Annotated in this window: 15 protein-coding genes; 12 read left to right on the top strand and 3 right to left on the bottom strand. The window is 68.3% G+C overall.

Going from position 1 to position 14,229, the window contains the following annotated elements:
* Nucleotides 1–139 precede the first annotated feature (139 nt).
* From WEA29_00435 to WEA29_00420, 4 genes are all read left to right on the top strand, one after another.
* Nucleotides 140–1,084 (top strand): hypothetical protein, encoded by a 945-nt coding sequence (locus WEA29_00435; protein MEX2322232.1) that lies wholly within the window; start codon nt 140–142, stop codon nt 1,082–1,084.
* Nucleotides 1,081–2,325 carry a fumarylacetoacetase gene (gene fahA, locus WEA29_00430; protein ID MEX2322231.1) on the top strand — a complete coding sequence of 415 codons (1,245 nt, stop codon included), beginning with the start codon at nt 1,081–1,083 and terminating at the stop codon, nt 2,323–2,325. The genes WEA29_00435 and fahA overlap by 4 nt, the downstream gene beginning before the upstream one ends.
* A gap of 233 nt (nt 2,326–2,558) precedes the next feature.
* Nucleotides 2,559–3,389, top strand: a complete 831-nt coding sequence (locus WEA29_00425) for a MaoC/PaaZ C-terminal domain-containing protein (GenBank protein MEX2322230.1) — start codon at nt 2,559–2,561, stop codon at nt 3,387–3,389.
* Nucleotides 3,389–4,369 carry a MoaD/ThiS family protein gene (locus WEA29_00420; protein ID MEX2322229.1) on the top strand — a complete coding sequence of 327 codons (981 nt, stop codon included), beginning with the start codon at nt 3,389–3,391 and terminating at the stop codon, nt 4,367–4,369. Before WEA29_00425 ends, WEA29_00420 begins: the two co-directional genes overlap by 1 nt.
* Before the next feature lie 32 nt (nt 4,370–4,401).
* On the opposite strand, the gene hisC is transcribed toward WEA29_00420, so the two are convergent.
* Complete coding sequence (gene hisC / locus WEA29_00415; protein MEX2322228.1) at nt 4,402–5,481, bottom strand: histidinol-phosphate transaminase; 1,080 nt, start codon at nt 5,479–5,481, stop codon at nt 4,402–4,404.
* Nucleotides 5,482–5,649: 168 nt separating this feature from the next.
* Between hisC and WEA29_00410 the strand changes: the two genes are divergently transcribed.
* The 8 genes from WEA29_00410 to WEA29_00375 all read left to right on the top strand — a co-directional run bounded on the left by WEA29_00410 (nt 5,650) and on the right by WEA29_00375 (nt 12,117).
* Complete coding sequence (locus tag WEA29_00410; GenBank protein MEX2322227.1) at nt 5,650–6,183, top strand: hypothetical protein; 534 nt, start codon at nt 5,650–5,652, stop codon at nt 6,181–6,183.
* Entirely contained in the window at nt 6,180–7,118 is a 939-nt protein-coding gene (locus WEA29_00405) for an asparaginase (GenBank protein MEX2322226.1), read from the top strand. Before WEA29_00410 ends, WEA29_00405 begins: the two co-directional genes overlap by 4 nt.
* A complete protein-coding gene (locus WEA29_00400) occupies nt 7,115–7,999 on the top strand; it encodes a GNAT family N-acetyltransferase (GenBank protein MEX2322225.1) in 885 nt (294 codons plus the stop codon). The genes WEA29_00405 and WEA29_00400 overlap by 4 nt, the downstream gene beginning before the upstream one ends.
* Nucleotides 7,996–9,171, top strand: coding sequence for a glycosyltransferase (locus WEA29_00395; GenBank protein ID MEX2322224.1), 1,176 nt, complete (start codon nt 7,996–7,998; stop codon nt 9,169–9,171). The genes WEA29_00400 and WEA29_00395 overlap by 4 nt, the downstream gene beginning before the upstream one ends.
* Complete coding sequence (locus WEA29_00390; GenBank protein ID MEX2322223.1) at nt 9,168–9,599, top strand: type III secretion system chaperone; 432 nt, start codon at nt 9,168–9,170, stop codon at nt 9,597–9,599. Before WEA29_00395 ends, WEA29_00390 begins: the two co-directional genes overlap by 4 nt.
* Nucleotides 9,600–10,051: 452 nt before the next feature.
* The gene (locus WEA29_00385) at nt 10,052–10,888 is read left to right on the top strand and encodes an SAM-dependent chlorinase/fluorinase (protein MEX2322222.1); all 837 of its coding nucleotides are present in this window, start codon (nt 10,052–10,054) and stop codon (nt 10,886–10,888) included.
* A gap of 95 nt (nt 10,889–10,983) precedes the next feature.
* Nucleotides 10,984–11,211 carry a glutaredoxin family protein gene (locus tag WEA29_00380; GenBank protein MEX2322221.1) on the top strand — a complete coding sequence of 76 codons (228 nt, stop codon included), beginning with the start codon at nt 10,984–10,986 and terminating at the stop codon, nt 11,209–11,211.
* 189 nt (nt 11,212–11,400) lie between these two features.
* Nucleotides 11,401–12,117 carry a redox-sensing transcriptional repressor Rex gene (locus WEA29_00375; GenBank protein ID MEX2322220.1) on the top strand — a complete coding sequence of 239 codons (717 nt, stop codon included), beginning with the start codon at nt 11,401–11,403 and terminating at the stop codon, nt 12,115–12,117.
* Between the two features lie 110 nt (nt 12,118–12,227).
* On the opposite strand, the gene WEA29_00370 is transcribed toward WEA29_00375, so the two are convergent.
* Entirely contained in the window at nt 12,228–12,722 is a 495-nt protein-coding gene (locus WEA29_00370; GenBank protein MEX2322219.1) for a hypothetical protein, read from the bottom strand.
* Nucleotides 12,719–14,221: a cytochrome c gene (locus WEA29_00365; GenBank protein MEX2322218.1), complete on the bottom strand. Its 1,503-nt coding sequence runs from the start codon at nt 14,219–14,221 to the stop codon at nt 12,719–12,721. The genes WEA29_00370 and WEA29_00365 overlap by 4 nt, the downstream gene beginning before the upstream one ends.
* Between the last annotated feature and the right edge of the window lie 8 nt (nt 14,222–14,229).

Raw genomic sequence — 14,229 nt, 5'->3', positions numbered from 1 at the left:
CCAAGCATAAGCGAGTAGCGAGTGGCGAGTGGCCAGTGGCCAGCCAGAGGAGCTCACAGCTCACAGCCAGAAACGCATCTTCTGTTGTGGTGGGCTGTTGGCTGGTAGCTGGTAGCTGGTAGCTGTCTACGCTCCCTATGTGCCTTTGGAAGTCACCCGCAGGGACGCCCGTCTCGCCGGCCTGTCCGGGCTGATCGATTACGCCGGGCTATTCCCCCCTGAGTCCCTGGACATGGCCGGCGCCGTCGCCGGGTACCGCGAGGCGCTCGAGGGCGACCACGCCTGGCTGGTGGATCGCTTCATCTGCCCGGTGTCGCGACTCGAAGAGCTCGCCGGCCACCTGATGGCGGCACTCAGGACGGGTGACGCGCCCTGGCGGCTCGTGGCCGTGGCCGATGACGGGTCCGGTGACTGGCTATCGGCGGTGGATGCCGACGCCGCTCGGGTCCGAGGGTTCGAAGTCGCGATGTCCGGTGGAGCCGTCGTCGAGGTGGTGGAGCGGCCGGTCGCCGCGGGTGGCGTCCGGCCCGACGACGTCGCGGCCGCCTCCCGCTCCTTCGGTCGGTTCGTTTCCTACGAGGTTCCCTGGTCCGATCCCGAGTTGGAACGATCGTTGCAGTCTCTGGCTGCCGCTCGTGAGGCTGCCGGCCGGTCGCTCGGCGCCAAGATCCGGACCGGTGGCGTCACCGAGGCTGCCTTCCCTCCACCCGAGGCGGTCGCCGGATTCCTGATCGCCTGTCGTGACCTCGGCCTCCCGCTCAAAGCCACTGCCGGGCTCCACCACCCGGTTCGGCACCGTGATGCGGCCACCGGGTTCGTGCATCACGGATTCCTGAACCTCCTCGCCGCTGCTGCGTTCGCCGTCGACGGCGCCGCCCTCGACGACCTCATCCCGGTCCTCGCCGACGACGATGCCGACGCCTTCTCGCTGACTCCCGCCGGCTTGACCTGGCGGGACCGACGCGCCGGTGTCGACGCCCTGACCGAGGCCCGCTCCTCGCTGCTGCGGGCCTACGGGTCGTGCTCGGTCCGGGAGCCGGTCGACGACCTGACGGCCCTCGGTGTCCTCCCGGTGGAGCCGTGACCGGGTCGCGGCTGCCGGTACCTCCGGGCAGTGACTTCTCGCTTCACAACCTGCCGTACGGCGTCGCCGCTCGGGAGGGCACGGGCCATCCTGTGGTCCGGATCGGCGACCACACCGTCGACCTCACCGCGTTGGCCGGGGCGGGCCTGTTGCCGCCTGAGGCTGCAGAGGCGCTCGGGCCCGGCACCCTCAACGGCTTTCTCGCAGGTGGGCGCCCCGTGTGGCAGGAGACGAGGCACCGACTGGTCGAGCTGCTGACGACGGACGCCTTCGACTCGATACCGGCACCTGCGGTCCGATCGGTGAACGACGAGACGCTGCTGCTGCCGTTCGAGCCGGGCGACTACGTGGACTTCTACTCGTCCCTGGAACACGCATCGAACCTGGGCCGCATGTTCCGGCCCGACGGTGATCCGCTCCTTCCCAACTGGCGCCACCTGCCGGTCGGCTATCACGGCCGGTCGAGCAGTGTCGTGGTCAGCGGGACGCCGGTCACCCGGCCTCGCGGGCAGGTTGTGCGTGGCGATGTGCCACCGGCCTTGGAGCCGACGATGGGCTTGGACATCGAGTTGGAGGTCGGTTTCGTCACCGGCCCGGGCAACCCGCTGGGAACGCCAATCGACATCGACGACGCCGGCGATCACATCTTCGGCCTGGTGCTGGTCAACGACTGGAGCGCCCGCGACATCCAGCGGTGGGAGTACCAGCCGCTCGGGCCGTTCCTCGGTAAGTCGTTCGCCACCACCGTATCGCCCTGGGTGGTGCCTCTGGATGCCCTGACCCCGTTCATGGTGAGCCCACCGGCCCAGGACCCTGCGCCGCTCGACTACCTCGACGCGGCCGGTGACTGGGGCCTCGACCTCGAACTGGAGGTGTCGCTGTCGTCGGAGGCAATGCGATCGGCAGGGACCGGCCCGCAGGTGATCTCGCGCACCAACTTCAAACACATGTACTGGACCATGGCCCAGCAGCTCGCCCATGCCACGGTCAACGGGGCCAACGTTCTGCCCGGCGACCTGTATGCATCGGGCACCGTCTCCGGCACCGAGCCCGGGCAGTTCGGAAGTCTGATCGAGCTCACCTGGAACGGGCGTGACCCGATCACCCTGCCCGACGGGTCCGAACGCCGTTTCCTCGAAGACGGTGACGAGGTCGTCCTGCGCGGCTGGTGCGAGGCGGAGGGCATCAGGGTCGGCTTCGGTGAATGTCGGGGGGTCGTGCTGCCCGCTCGGGAGTCCTGAGCGAGCCCTCTCTCTCCCCGAAGGGGGGAGTCCCGCAGGGAGCGGAGCGACCGGAGGGGAGGGGGGAGGGCGAACGCTACGCAGGCCTCGTGACGCGTCTGGCCTCCCTCTCCGTCATCGGCCTTCGGCCGCTGCCACCTCCCCCGTCGGGGAGGAGAATGAAGAAGGGTCCTTCCACCATCCGCGGAATTCGTCGCAGGATGATCCCAGAGGGCGTGGCTACCCTCGCGTCGATGCCGCTCAACTTCGATCTCGGTGGCAAGACCTATGACCGCTCGACGGTCTCGGTGACCGCCGAGCAGATCGCCGAGTACGCCGCCGCGTCCGGTGATGACAACCCCCTCCACACTTCCGGCAACCGCCAGATTGCCTCACCGGTGTTCCCCGTGGTGTACGGCCTGGCGGCAATGGCGACGGTGACCCTCGATCCCGAACTCGGCGTGGACAACCCGTTGATGATCGTCCACGGCGAGCAGCGCATCATCCACCACCGTCCGCTCCGGCCAGGCGACATCCTGGAGCTGACTCCTTCCCTCGAGTCGGTGGAGGACAAGGGGAGGTCTGCCATCTTCGTCGCCGCGGTCCGGGCGGCGACGCCGGACGGTGAGGCGGTCAACGATCAGTTCGCCACGATCTTCGTGCGCGGCGCGGGTTCGGGCGCGGAGCGGGTGTCGTCGACGCCAACCGTTCCACCCCGACGCGGGGAGCCCACCACTCGCTTCGTTCGCCATGTGCCCGTCGACATGCCGTCGCGGTACGCGGCGGCAGGAGGCGATCACAATCCGATCCACCTCGACGAGGCCGTTGCCACCGCGGTCGGGCTCCCCGGCGTGATCAACCACGGTCTGGGCACCCTGTCGTTGGTGGTCGGTGGGATCGTGACCGAGGTCCTCGAGGGGGACGCCGCCGGGGTCCGAACCGTCGAGGCGCGCTTCACCGACATGGTCTTGCCGGGCAGCGACCTCACCACGAGTGCGTGGGACTCCGAGAGTGAAGGCGTCGGCTTCGAAACGGCCCGGCCCGATGGGGTCGTGGTGGTGACCGGTCGGCTCGGGATCTCCTGATGGCGGCGGTTCGTCTGTTCGCCCGCCTCCGCGAGATCGCCGGGGCCGACCGCGTCGAGATCGATGGGACGACGGTCGAGTCGATCCGGGATGCCGCTGCCGCCCGCTTCGGCGATGAGTTCGCCGCCGCCATGGCGGGCGCCCAGGTGTGGGTGGACGGGGTGCGAGTGCCGGCCGACTCGAAGGTCGCCGATGGTGCCGAAGTGGCGATCCTGCCGCCGGTGTCCGGTGGGGCGTTCGTGGTCCGATCGCCGGTGACCTTCGAGTTCGGGCTCGTCGTCGCCTTCACCGCCGGTCTCACCCTGGCGAACTTCCTCTCCATCCAGTGGCTCGCCGTGGTCACCGTGCTTCTCATGACCCTGTGGGTGTATGACATCGTCGGCACCGGTGAGCGTCGGGGTCTCTTCGTCGGGTCGGTGCCCATCCACCTGGGAGTGGTCGGCGGTGTGCTCGCCACCTACCGGTTCGGCGCGCCGGGTATGGCCGCCGCCATGGCAGGGACGGTGATGCTCGGTCTCATCTGGGGGGTTCTGCGTGAGCATCTGCGCGACGTGGACTCCATCGCCGGCACCGCGCTCCTCGGTCTCGCCGGTTGTATCGGCGCGTCGTCGCTGATGCTCATTCGCTTGCGGTCCCGTGATGAAGCGACCGTGTTCATGGTGATCGCTCTCGCCGCCATCGTCGTGGCCTGGCTCTCCGATCGGTCCGAGATGCCGATCGTCGATCCGATGATCGGGATGATCCTCGGCGGCCTGCTCGCCGGGCTCGCCGCGTCGGCGCTGTGGGCACCGACGGTGTCCACCTCGGTCATAGCATCGGTAGCGGCGGTCGCCGGTCTGGTCGCCGGTCGTACCGTGGGGATGCTGGTGCGTGCCGGCGGATATTTCGGCGGCAGCGACCTGCCCGGGAGCCTCGGATACTTCGACGGCGTGGTCCTCGCCGCCGGCTCGTACGGAGCCGTGCTGCTGCTCATGGGCTGAGAGCGCGAGCCTATTGGCGCGCGCTCTCAGGATCAGAGCAGCTCGTCGACCGCCGCCATCAGCCGATCGTTCTGGTCCGGGGTGCCGGCGGTGATCCTCACCCAGCCGTCGGGCGGCACCGGTCGCACGATGAGTCCTCTGCGCAGCAGTCCCTCGACGGGATCGCCGATCCGGGTCCCCAGGTCGGTGTACACGAAGTTGGCCTGACTGTCGGGCACGGTGAATCCCCGTTCGCCGAGAAAGGCGGTCAACCCATCGATGGCAGCCCGGTTCGCCAGCACCCTGGTGGAGACGCGGTCCTGGTGGCGGAGCGCTTCGACCGCCGCCGCTTCGGCGACGCCGGTCACCGAGAACGGCAGCTGGACCCTTCTGAACTCATGGATCGATGAGGCTGCGGTCACGGCGTACCCGACCCGGAGGCCGGCCAGCGCATACACCTTTGAGAAGGTCCTAATGACCATGACGTTCGGTCTGCTGACCGCCAGCGGGATCATCGAGCGATAGTCGGCAGCGGTAGCGAACTCGGCGTACGCCTCGTCGACCATCACCAGCACGTCTTCGGGGATGGCGTCGATGAACGCCTCCAGATCGTCGCCGGAGACATGGGTGCTCGACGGATTGTTGGGGTTGCAGACGTAGACGATGGTCGTGTCGTCGGCGACGGCGGCGAGCATGGCGTCCAGGTCGTGGCGGTGGTCCGGGGTGAGGGGAACGGCGAGATCCCGGCCGAAGGCGGTGCGCGTCGTGATCCGGTAGAGGCTGAACGAGGGCCAGGCGTACACCGCTGAGGTGTCCGGCCCTCCCATGCACAGTCCGGTGATGAAGGTGAGCTCGTTGGCGGCACCGCCGCACCAGACGAGATCCGAATCGATCCCGAGATGCTCAGCGAGGGCTGCGGTGAGGGTCGGGCGATCGTTGTCCGGATATCGGTGGACGCTGGCCGCAGCCTCGGCGATGGCCGCTTGCACCTCCGGCCACGGGGGCTCCGGACTCTCGTTGGAGGCGAGCTTGGCGACGTCGTCGAGTCCGTAGGTGCGAGCCACCTCGGCGATGGCGCGGCCCGGGCGATACGCCTCGATTCGCGACAGGTCGGGCCGAACGCGAAGTGCCATCGCCGCCGGACCTTAGCGATTGGCTGTTGGCTGTTGGCTATTGGCAGACCTAGTCCTTGGAGGGCGAGCGGGTAGAACACTCTCTCCCGGGCGGGATCATGGCGGTCAACCCGTATCCGACCGTCGTGGAGGTCTGTTCGTGACGCTGCATCCTCTACTCTTTGTGGCGTGAGGGAAGAAAACCGGCGCGGCATCGATATCGTCTCGGAACCCGGTTTCACCGCCGGACTCGAGTCGCTGGACCTCGACCAGCTGCGGGACCGGCGCGAGATGTGTTCCGACCTGGACATCGAGCTCTCCTATTACCGACGGCTCCTTCACGGCCGGATGGACCTGCTCGCCTTCGAGATGCGGCGGAGGGCAGGTGAGGAGACCGAATCCATCATCGACGCCCTGCCGCGCATCCTCGCCGAAGGTGCCTATACCAAGGGCGGGCCATCGCAGCGGGCGGTCCCCATCGAGGTGCCCGAGCTTCCGGCGAAGGGCCGGCGTCTCGTCGATCGGGCCCTCGACGACGACTACCTGATGAGGTTGCCGTCGCTCACCGACGAAGAGCTCCAGGAGGCTCAGGTGTTCATCTCCGAGGTAGAGGTCGACGTGTCACAGCAGCGCCGTCGGGTCCACTCGGCGCTCGATCGCATCCAAGCGGAGCTCGCACGCCGGTACGGCGCCGATCCCAGCTCGGGTGAAGCGGACGCGTGATCGTCCGGGTGGTGCGCTCGGGCCTCGTCGAGGCCGAGCACCCGGTGTCGGCGGCGGCGGTCGATGGGACCGGGAAGGTGCTCGCCTCTTTCGGCGCCGACCTGGATCGCGACTTCTTCGGGCGGTCCGTGGTCAAGCCGTTCCAGACGTTCGTGTCGCAGCGTGCCGGCGCCGATCTCGGCATGGAGCAGACGGCGATCGCCACTGCCAGCCACGGTGGTCAGCCTCTCCACGTGGCGTTCGTACGACGGATGCTCGCTGAAGCCGACCTGACGGAGGCGGACCTTCGCTGTCCGCCGGCGCGCCCATCCACCGCTGGCGCGGACCGACGTTGGTACGCGTCGGGAAGTCTGGAGCCGCTCCGGGTGTTTCACGGATGCTCGGGGAAACACGCCGCCATGCTGCGCGCCTGCCGGGCCAGCGACTGGTCGTTCGACTACACCGATGACGACCACCCACTCCACGCGGAGGTTATGGACATAGTGAGCACAGCCACCGGCCGATCGGTCGGCCCCGTCGGTGTCGACGGTTGCGGGGTCCCCACCCTGCGCACCGACACCGTCGCCCTGGCTCGGGGATACGCCTCTCTCAGCGGCGACACCGACTTCGCGCCGATCCTGGAGGCCATCGGACGGTATGCATCCTTGACCTCGGACGGCGACCGCCGCGAGGCGGTGATCGCCCGTTGGGTTCCCGGTTTCGTCAAGGCGGGAGCCGCCGGGTGTATCGCCGCCGCCTGGTCTGAAGGCGGTGTGGGATTCGCCGCCAAGGCGTGGACCGGTGACGACACCGCCGCCATCGTGGCGCTGGTCGGCCTGATGGACCGGGTCGGGATCGTTCCCGAACACCAGCGCGACCGCCTCGCCGATGTGTTCTCCGCCCCGGTGCTTGGCGGGGGGGTTCCGGTGGGGCGATACGAGCTGGTGGCGCCGTGATCGACTGGTCGGCGCTCGACGCCGCTCGTCGGCCGTTGGCTCCGTCGGTCGGCCCGTTTCCGCATGGTGGGTTTCTGTCGGCGTGGTGGGAGCACTTCGGGACCGGAGACCTGGAAGTGACCGATGTGGGCGGGGCGGCGTGGGCGTTCATCACGGCGGACGGAGGTGTGACCGCGGCCGGCGCCGCCGACCTCGTCGACTATCGCAGCCCCCTCGGTGGTGACCCGACCGAGCTCCTCGCATCGGTGGTCGGCGACCGTGGATCGGGCACTAGGTTCTCATTCGACTCACTCCCCGTGGAGGCTGCGGAGGCGGTGACCAAGGCCCTCGAATTAGCCGGCGTGGGGACCACCACCACGCACTTCACCGACGCCATGGTGTTGACCCTCGACGGGGGTGACCATCTGGACGGTCTCGATGCCAAGCAGCGCCACGAAGTTCGCCGCAAACAGCGGCGCTTCGACGAGGCGTTGGGGGAGGCGCTACTCGTCGACGATGCGACGCGGTTCGGTGAGTTCGTCGCCCTGCATCGGGCGGCACCGGGCGACAAGGGCGAGTTCATGACCGGGGACATGGAGGGCTTCTTCCGGGATCTGCTCGTCCTCCCGGGTGCACGGCTGGATTGCCTGGTGACCGGCGACGATCGCCTGGTCGCCGCCGGCTTCGGCTTCGAGGACGCCGACGCCTACTACCTGTACAACGCGGCGTACGACCCTGCCGTGGCCGAGGTGTCGCCGGGGATCGTTCTCCTGCACCGGCTCATCCGGCGGGTGGGTGAGTCGGGCCGGAGCCGCTTCGACTTCCTCAAGGGCACCGAGACCTACAAGCGTCGCCTGGGGGCCGAACCGCGGCCCCTGTTCCTGGTTGAGGGAAGCCTGTGATCGAGCGGGTCGCCCTCGTGAGCATCCACACCTCGCCGCTGGACCCTCCGGGCGCGGGCGACGCCGGCGGCATGAACGTGTACGTGGACGCACTGGCGCGCACGCTCGCCTCGCGGGACATATGCGTCGACGTGTTCACCCGCTCCGACGAGCTGCGGGAGACGGTGGTCTGCCCCGGCTACACCGTCGTCGAGCTCCCTGCTTCGGGTGACGACCTGGCGATGCTGGTGGCAGCGTTCGCCGACGGAATCGAGGGTTGGGCGGCGGGGAGGCACATCCGGTACGACATGGTGCACAGCCATTACTGGCTGTCCGGATGGGCAGGAGCGTTGCTCCAGGAACGCCTGCGCGTTCCCCTGGCGATCTCGTTCCACACCCTCGGTCGGGTCAAGGAGGCGGCGAGGACGCCTGCCGAGCCGCGGGAGTCGCTGGTCCGTATCGCCGCCGAGGTGGACGTGGTCGCCCGTGCCGAGTGCATGGTGGCGTCGACCCCGGCCGATGCCGCCGATCTCATCGAGCACTACCAGGCGAACCCGGAACGGATCTGTGTGTCGCCACCCGGTGTCGATCACACCGTGTTCTCGCCGGGCGACCGACGGGCGGCCCGGGACCGATTCGGACTGGGGGCCGGTCCGATCGTCGGCTTCGTCGGCCGTATCCAGACGCTGAAGGGCGTCGACGTGGCCATCAGGGCAGTCGCCGCTCTCCCCGAGGTCAGGCTCCTCGTGGTCGGCGGCCCCAGTGGGCCGGAGGGCGATGCCGATCTCGCCGGTTTCCGTGCCCTGGCCGACGAAGTGGCACCGGGGCAGGTCGTCTTCCACGCCCCGGTCGCTCACGCGGACGTCGTCGAGGTCTATCGCGCGGTCGACGCGTTGATCGTGCCGTCGCGTGCCGAGTCGTTCGGCCTGGTGGCGCTCGAGGCCCAGGCGACCGGGACTCCGGTGGTCGCCTCGCGGGTCGGCGGCCTCCCCTACGTGGTCATCGATGGCGAGTCGGGGTTCCTGGTCGCCGGTCACGATCCGGCGGACTACGCCGCGGCGCTCGGGCGGATCCTGTTCGATCCGGAGATGGCGGCCGATCTCGCCGCCGGTGCCGTCAAGCGTGCCGAGTCGTCCTCGTGGGACGGGACGGTGGATCGGCTCCTAGAGCTGTACCGGGGGATGGTCGAGTGAACGACTCCCCCTGGGGGCTCGTTTGCGCCGTCACCGACGCCTGGGCTGCAGATGCGGACGGCGATGTCGTCTGGGCGGGAGACCACGAAGGCCGGCGAGGTGTGCGAATGCGGCAGACCGTGCGCGACTTCACCACCGTGTGGTTCGGCATCGGCGATCGGTGGCTGACCGTCGAGGCATACGTGCTACCCGGACCGCCGTTCAATCGCGAGGCGGTGTTCCGCCAGGCGCTGGTCAGGAGCTTTTCGACCCGCCGGATGCACTTCGCCCTGGATCCGGACGGCGACCTCGTGCTGGCGGGGCGGGTTCCGGTCGGGGAGGTGACCGAGGAGGAGCTCGAGCTGATCCTCGGTGAGGTGTACGAGGCCGTCGAGGTCGCATTCAAACCGTTGGTACGACTGGCTTTCTCCCGCGAAAAGAATACATGAGGGCTAGTTGTCGACACCGCTTGTGCACAAGCCCCTGTGGATTGCTGTGGATATGTGGAGAAGAGCTCGATCGAGTGCGCGGTTGCGTGCGACAAGCATCCGGTGAGGGCAATGGCGCGCACGAGACCGCGAAAACTCGGCGTGCGCACGGTGGTTGACGCGACGCCCCGACATCCGTAGGTTCGGTCACGCAAGGCCCAAGGTGCTGAATCGGTTGGAAACCTCGTCTGGGGAAGTGCGGGGAAGATGCCGAAGAGGTTCGTTGGGCCTTGCGCTTTCGCGCTCGCTTCGCTCGCGCCAGCTATTAGCCATTGGCTCTTGGCTGTTGGCTAGAGGGTTCGTCGACCGTCGACGGTCGACGGATGACGGATGACGGAAACGTCCCTCTGGCCATGAGCTCACTGGTAGCTGGTAGCTGGAAGCCGTGACCCCTGGGTTACGCTCCCTAGCCTATGGCCGCCTCCTCTCGCCCCATCTCGCTGCTCACCGACTACGGGCTCACCGACGAGTTCGTCGGTGTCGTGCATGGGGTGATTCGACGGATCGACCCCCATGCCGTCGTGATCGACGTCACTCACGGGGTGGAGCGGGGCAACGTCCGGGCGGGGGCCCTGGCGCTGCTGCGGGCCGTCCAGTACCTGCCCCCGGGGGTGTGCCTGGCGGTGGTCGACCCGGGCGTGGGCACCGGCCGCCGCGGCATCGCCGCCGAGACCGCGTGGGGGCATTTCGTCGGTCCCGACAACGGACTACTCGCCCCGGCGGTGGCGATGGTCGGCGGGGCCACCCGGATCGTGTCGCTGGACAACGAGGAGTTCCGTCTGCCTCGGAGTGGTGTCACCTTCGACGGGCGCGACGTCTTTGCGCCGGCGGCCGCCGTGCTGGCGTCGGGTGAAGCGAAGCTCGACGACCTGGGCGCCGACGTCGATCCCGACTCGCTCACCCCGCTGTTGCTGCCGCTGGTGGAACACGGCGATGGCGTCGTCGACGGTGAGGTGCTCTGGATCGACGGCTTCGGCAATGCCCAGACGAACATCGCACCTGACGACCTCGCCCTCATCGGTGCCCGGCCGGGGGACACCCTGTCGGTGCGCATCGGCGGCCAGCGTCTCGAACTGCCCTGGGCCGACACCTATGGGTCCGAGGGTTCCCGGATCGTTCACGTCGACTCATACGGGCTGATGGCAATCGCCGTGTCCGGTGGGCGCGCCGACGAGGTGCTCAGCATCAGCGAGGGCTTGTCGGTCGGCCTGGGGGCTGCCGGGGGCGCTCAGTCCAGTGAGACGAGCTGAACGACGAACACGGTGCCGGCCGCCGCGATCAGGAGGAGCAGGGCGATGAGGGCGAAGACGGTGGCGGGGCGCATCGGGTGGACGACGATACTCGCATGACGGTCCTGTTCCTCTCCCGGCCCGACTGCTCGCTCTGTGAGGCTGCATTGCCGATCGTCACGGCGGTGTGTCGTCGTCGTCGCCACGATCTCGAGATCATCGACGTCGCCGGAACCGCCTGGGAGCAACCATACGGCGACCGCCTCCCGGTAGTGATTGCTGACGGAGCGACGGTCCTCGCCGGCCACTTCACCAAACGAGACGTGAGACGGGCGCTGAGGTAGGGGCCCGTCGCCGGCAAGACGCTCTCCCCCCGTAGGGGGGAGTCCCGTAGGGAGCGGAGCGACCGGAGGGGAGGGGGGAGGGCGAACGCTACGTGGGCCTCGCGACGCGTCTGGCCTCCCCCTCCGTCAGCGACCTTCGGCCGCTGCTACCTCCCCCTACGGGGGAGGAGAGTCAGAACGGATCGGCCCCTGTCCGCGGGCTTTCCCCGCCGTCTGCCGTCTGCCGTCTGCCGTCTGCCGCCTGCGGCGGTTTTACTGCCGCAGCAGGCTCCTAACCTCGCAACGGTGAAGTCGACAGTCCCAGCCGTCACGGTGCAGCGCCTGCCCGTATACCTCAGGTGCCTCGACGAGCTTCCTCCGGACCAGACCTCGGTGTCGTCGGAGGAACTCGCGACCCGGGCCGGTGTCAACAGCGCCAAGGTTCGAAAGGACCTGTCCTACCTCGGCTCCTACGGGGTGAGGGGGGTCGGGTACGACACGGAGCATCTCCGCTTTCAGATCAGCATGGAACTGGGACTGACCCGCGACTGGGCGGTGGTGATCGTCGGCATCGGAAACCTCGGTCGTGCACTGGCGAACTACGACGGATTCGGAAGGCGACGGTTCGAGATCGTTGGCTTGTTCGACAGCGATCAGGCCAAGGTGGGGACCCGGGTGGACTCGATGGTGGTCGAGTCGATGGAGGCACTTGCCGGCGCCGTCGCCGATCGGGGAGCGTCCATCGGGATCATCACCACGCCGGCGTCCGTAGCGCAGGAGGTCGCCGATGCGATGGCCGCCGCCGGGATTCGATCGATCCTCAACTTCGCACCGACCGTGATCAAAGTTCCGGAGGGCGTCGAAGTCCGTCGCGTGGATCTGTCGACGGAGCTGCAAGTCCTGGCGTATTACCTCAACAGGAGTTGAGCGATCGGCTATTGGCTTTTAGCTCTTAGCCATTAGCCAGACCCTCGCCTTCCGTTGGCGCGACGCGCCTCTGGCCAACCGCTAATAGCCAATAGCTAACAGCTGACGATCTACTCGTCTTGCGCGGCTTCCAGGCGGCTGAGGGCGGCGAGGAACATCACGAACAGGATCGCCGACCCCACCATCAGCGACCCGGGGAGGATTCGGATCTCGAAGGCGTTGAGGCCCTCGACCGACCTCGGTCGCACACCCCGTGGGGCATACAGCGTGTAGAGGAGACCGACGATGGCCAGGAACCCGAAGAAGCCGGCTCCGGTGATGAGGAACGCCAGGCGGTTACCCAGGTTGGTGTGGTTGATGAGCCAGACGGTGCCCACGAAGATCGCCAGCGCACTGATGGCGACGATGAGGCCACGGACGAGGACGCCCGACGCCGGGTTGCCATCGGCGTCGACGTTGTGGCGCCCCACCATCCAGTCGTAGACATCGGCGAGCAGCGCCCGGAACTGGGGAACGAACGACAACAGAACGAACAGGGCGAGGATGATCCCGATCCACTCGAGACGGCTGAGCCCGCGTTCGTCGCGATGGAGCCGTGCGATCATGGCAGGCTCCTCTCGTACCTGGCGATGAGGGTCAGGTCCTGCTCGCTGAGGAATGTTCCGAAGCTGGGCATCCGACCACTACCCAGCCCGTTGACCCCGTAGGGCACCAGTTCGTCCGAGCCGGAGATGAGAAAGGCGATGTGGTCGTCGAGGTTCGGAAACTGGACCAGCGCCCGACCGCCACGGAGGGAGGGCCCCATCGCCCCGGAACCAGGCTCCTGGGCGAAGGCGATCCCGGCGGAGAACCCGGCGGTGTGGCAACGGGCGCAGTAGGCGTTGTACAGGCCGACGGCGCGGCGGGCGTCGTCGAGATTCCCGCCGAAGGCATCGGTGGCGAGGGTGTCAAAGTCGACGGCGTAGCGACGGGCCTCACGCGCCTCGATGAGGAAGGCGAGGTTCGCCTCGGCGGCGGCGAGGAGCCGGTCACCGTTTTGGGTGGCCAGTCGGAGGTCCCGAACCACCTGGTCCACGTCGAGGATCACCTCATCGGCAGCGGCGAGATCGCGCAGCGGTCGACCCTCGCTGTCGGTGTTGCTGAAGGCGTCGGCTGGATCGAACACGAGGCGGGCGAGGTCGTTGGCCGAGGGGGACGGGGGAATCACGGCGAGCAGTCGTTCGAGGAAGCCGGTCAGCTCGGTCTCCGCATCGTCGGCGAGGCCGTCCCGGTCGGTGTCGGTCCCGGAGGCGCCGCAGGGGAGCGACACGAGTTCTGCCGAGGCTGCGGTGCAGGTGCCGTCGGCGCTGAGAATGGCAACCAGTTCCGCAGGCATGGTCAGGACCCGCGCGTACAGGTCTGGCGCGGCCAGGATCGAGTCGATCTCGGCCTGCTTGGCGGCGATGGCTGCGTCCACCGTGTCGTCGGCGCCGTCGAGGCGGGTGAGTTCGAACCGTACCCGGCTGTCGACGGCGTCGAAGGCGGCCCCGGCGCCGATCTGAATCGTCCCGATGAGCGCAATCAGCTCGTCCACCTGCTGGTAGGTGAGCGGTCCGCCGCCTTCCACGCCCCACGCCGGCATCGGCGTGCCCGGGCGGCCGAAGGTGATCCAGTACCTGATCTCGTCGACGGAGTACCGCAGGAAGATGTCGTCGAGTGCCGGAGCCGCCCAGCTCGTGGGCATGCCGCTGCGAGACTCGATGAACGACGCTGCGCCGCCGACCCCGCTGGGACCGTGGCAGTCGATGCACTGGAACTCCTCGAACCAGTGGTGGCCGCGCTCGATGGCGATCTGGCCGAACCGGTACTCCGCCGCCGCCTGACGGTCGGTCTCGTTCAGGTAATAGAGCGGCATGACGATGGCGAGGACGGCGGTAGCGACCAGGGCCGCGCCGAGCACTCGGTTGAGCCGCTTCGACTCCAGCTCGTCGTCCGTCATGTACGGCTCGAGATTGGGTGGCGGCGCCTCGCGGGTGGGGCGTGCCGGCCCGCGGGTCACGGCGTAGGTGAGCCAGCCGATGAAGGCGAGGATGGCGAGGGCGAGTACCGCCGCACCTAGGTCCATGGCTCACC

Source organism: Acidimicrobiia bacterium (genome assembly GCA_040902765.1).
In the GTDB taxonomy this organism is placed as follows: Bacteria; Actinomycetota; Acidimicrobiia; order Spongiisociales; family UBA11373; genus DATKBG01.
The sequence above is the reverse complement of the archived record's forward strand: the minus strand, read 5'-3'. Positions and strand labels throughout refer to the sequence as shown.

Coding starts and splice junctions, on each gene's coding strand:
- WEA29_00385 (MEX2322222.1), top strand. CDS start 10,052: ATGGCCGCCTCCTCTCGCCCCATCTCGCTGCTCACCGACTACGGGCTC.
- WEA29_00370 (MEX2322219.1), bottom strand. CDS start 12,722: ATGATCGCACGGCTCCATCGCGACGAACGCGGGCTCAGCCGTCTCGAG.
- WEA29_00380 (MEX2322221.1), top strand. CDS start 10,984: ATGACGGTCCTGTTCCTCTCCCGGCCCGACTGCTCGCTCTGTGAGGCT.
- hisC (MEX2322228.1), bottom strand. CDS start 5,481: ATGGCACTTCGCGTTCGGCCCGACCTGTCGCGAATCGAGGCGTATCGC.
- WEA29_00420 (MEX2322229.1), top strand. CDS start 3,389: ATGGCGGCGGTTCGTCTGTTCGCCCGCCTCCGCGAGATCGCCGGGGCC.
- WEA29_00425 (MEX2322230.1), top strand. CDS start 2,559: ATGCCGCTCAACTTCGATCTCGGTGGCAAGACCTATGACCGCTCGACG.
- WEA29_00365 (MEX2322218.1), bottom strand. CDS start 14,221: ATGGACCTAGGTGCGGCGGTACTCGCCCTCGCCATCCTCGCCTTCATC.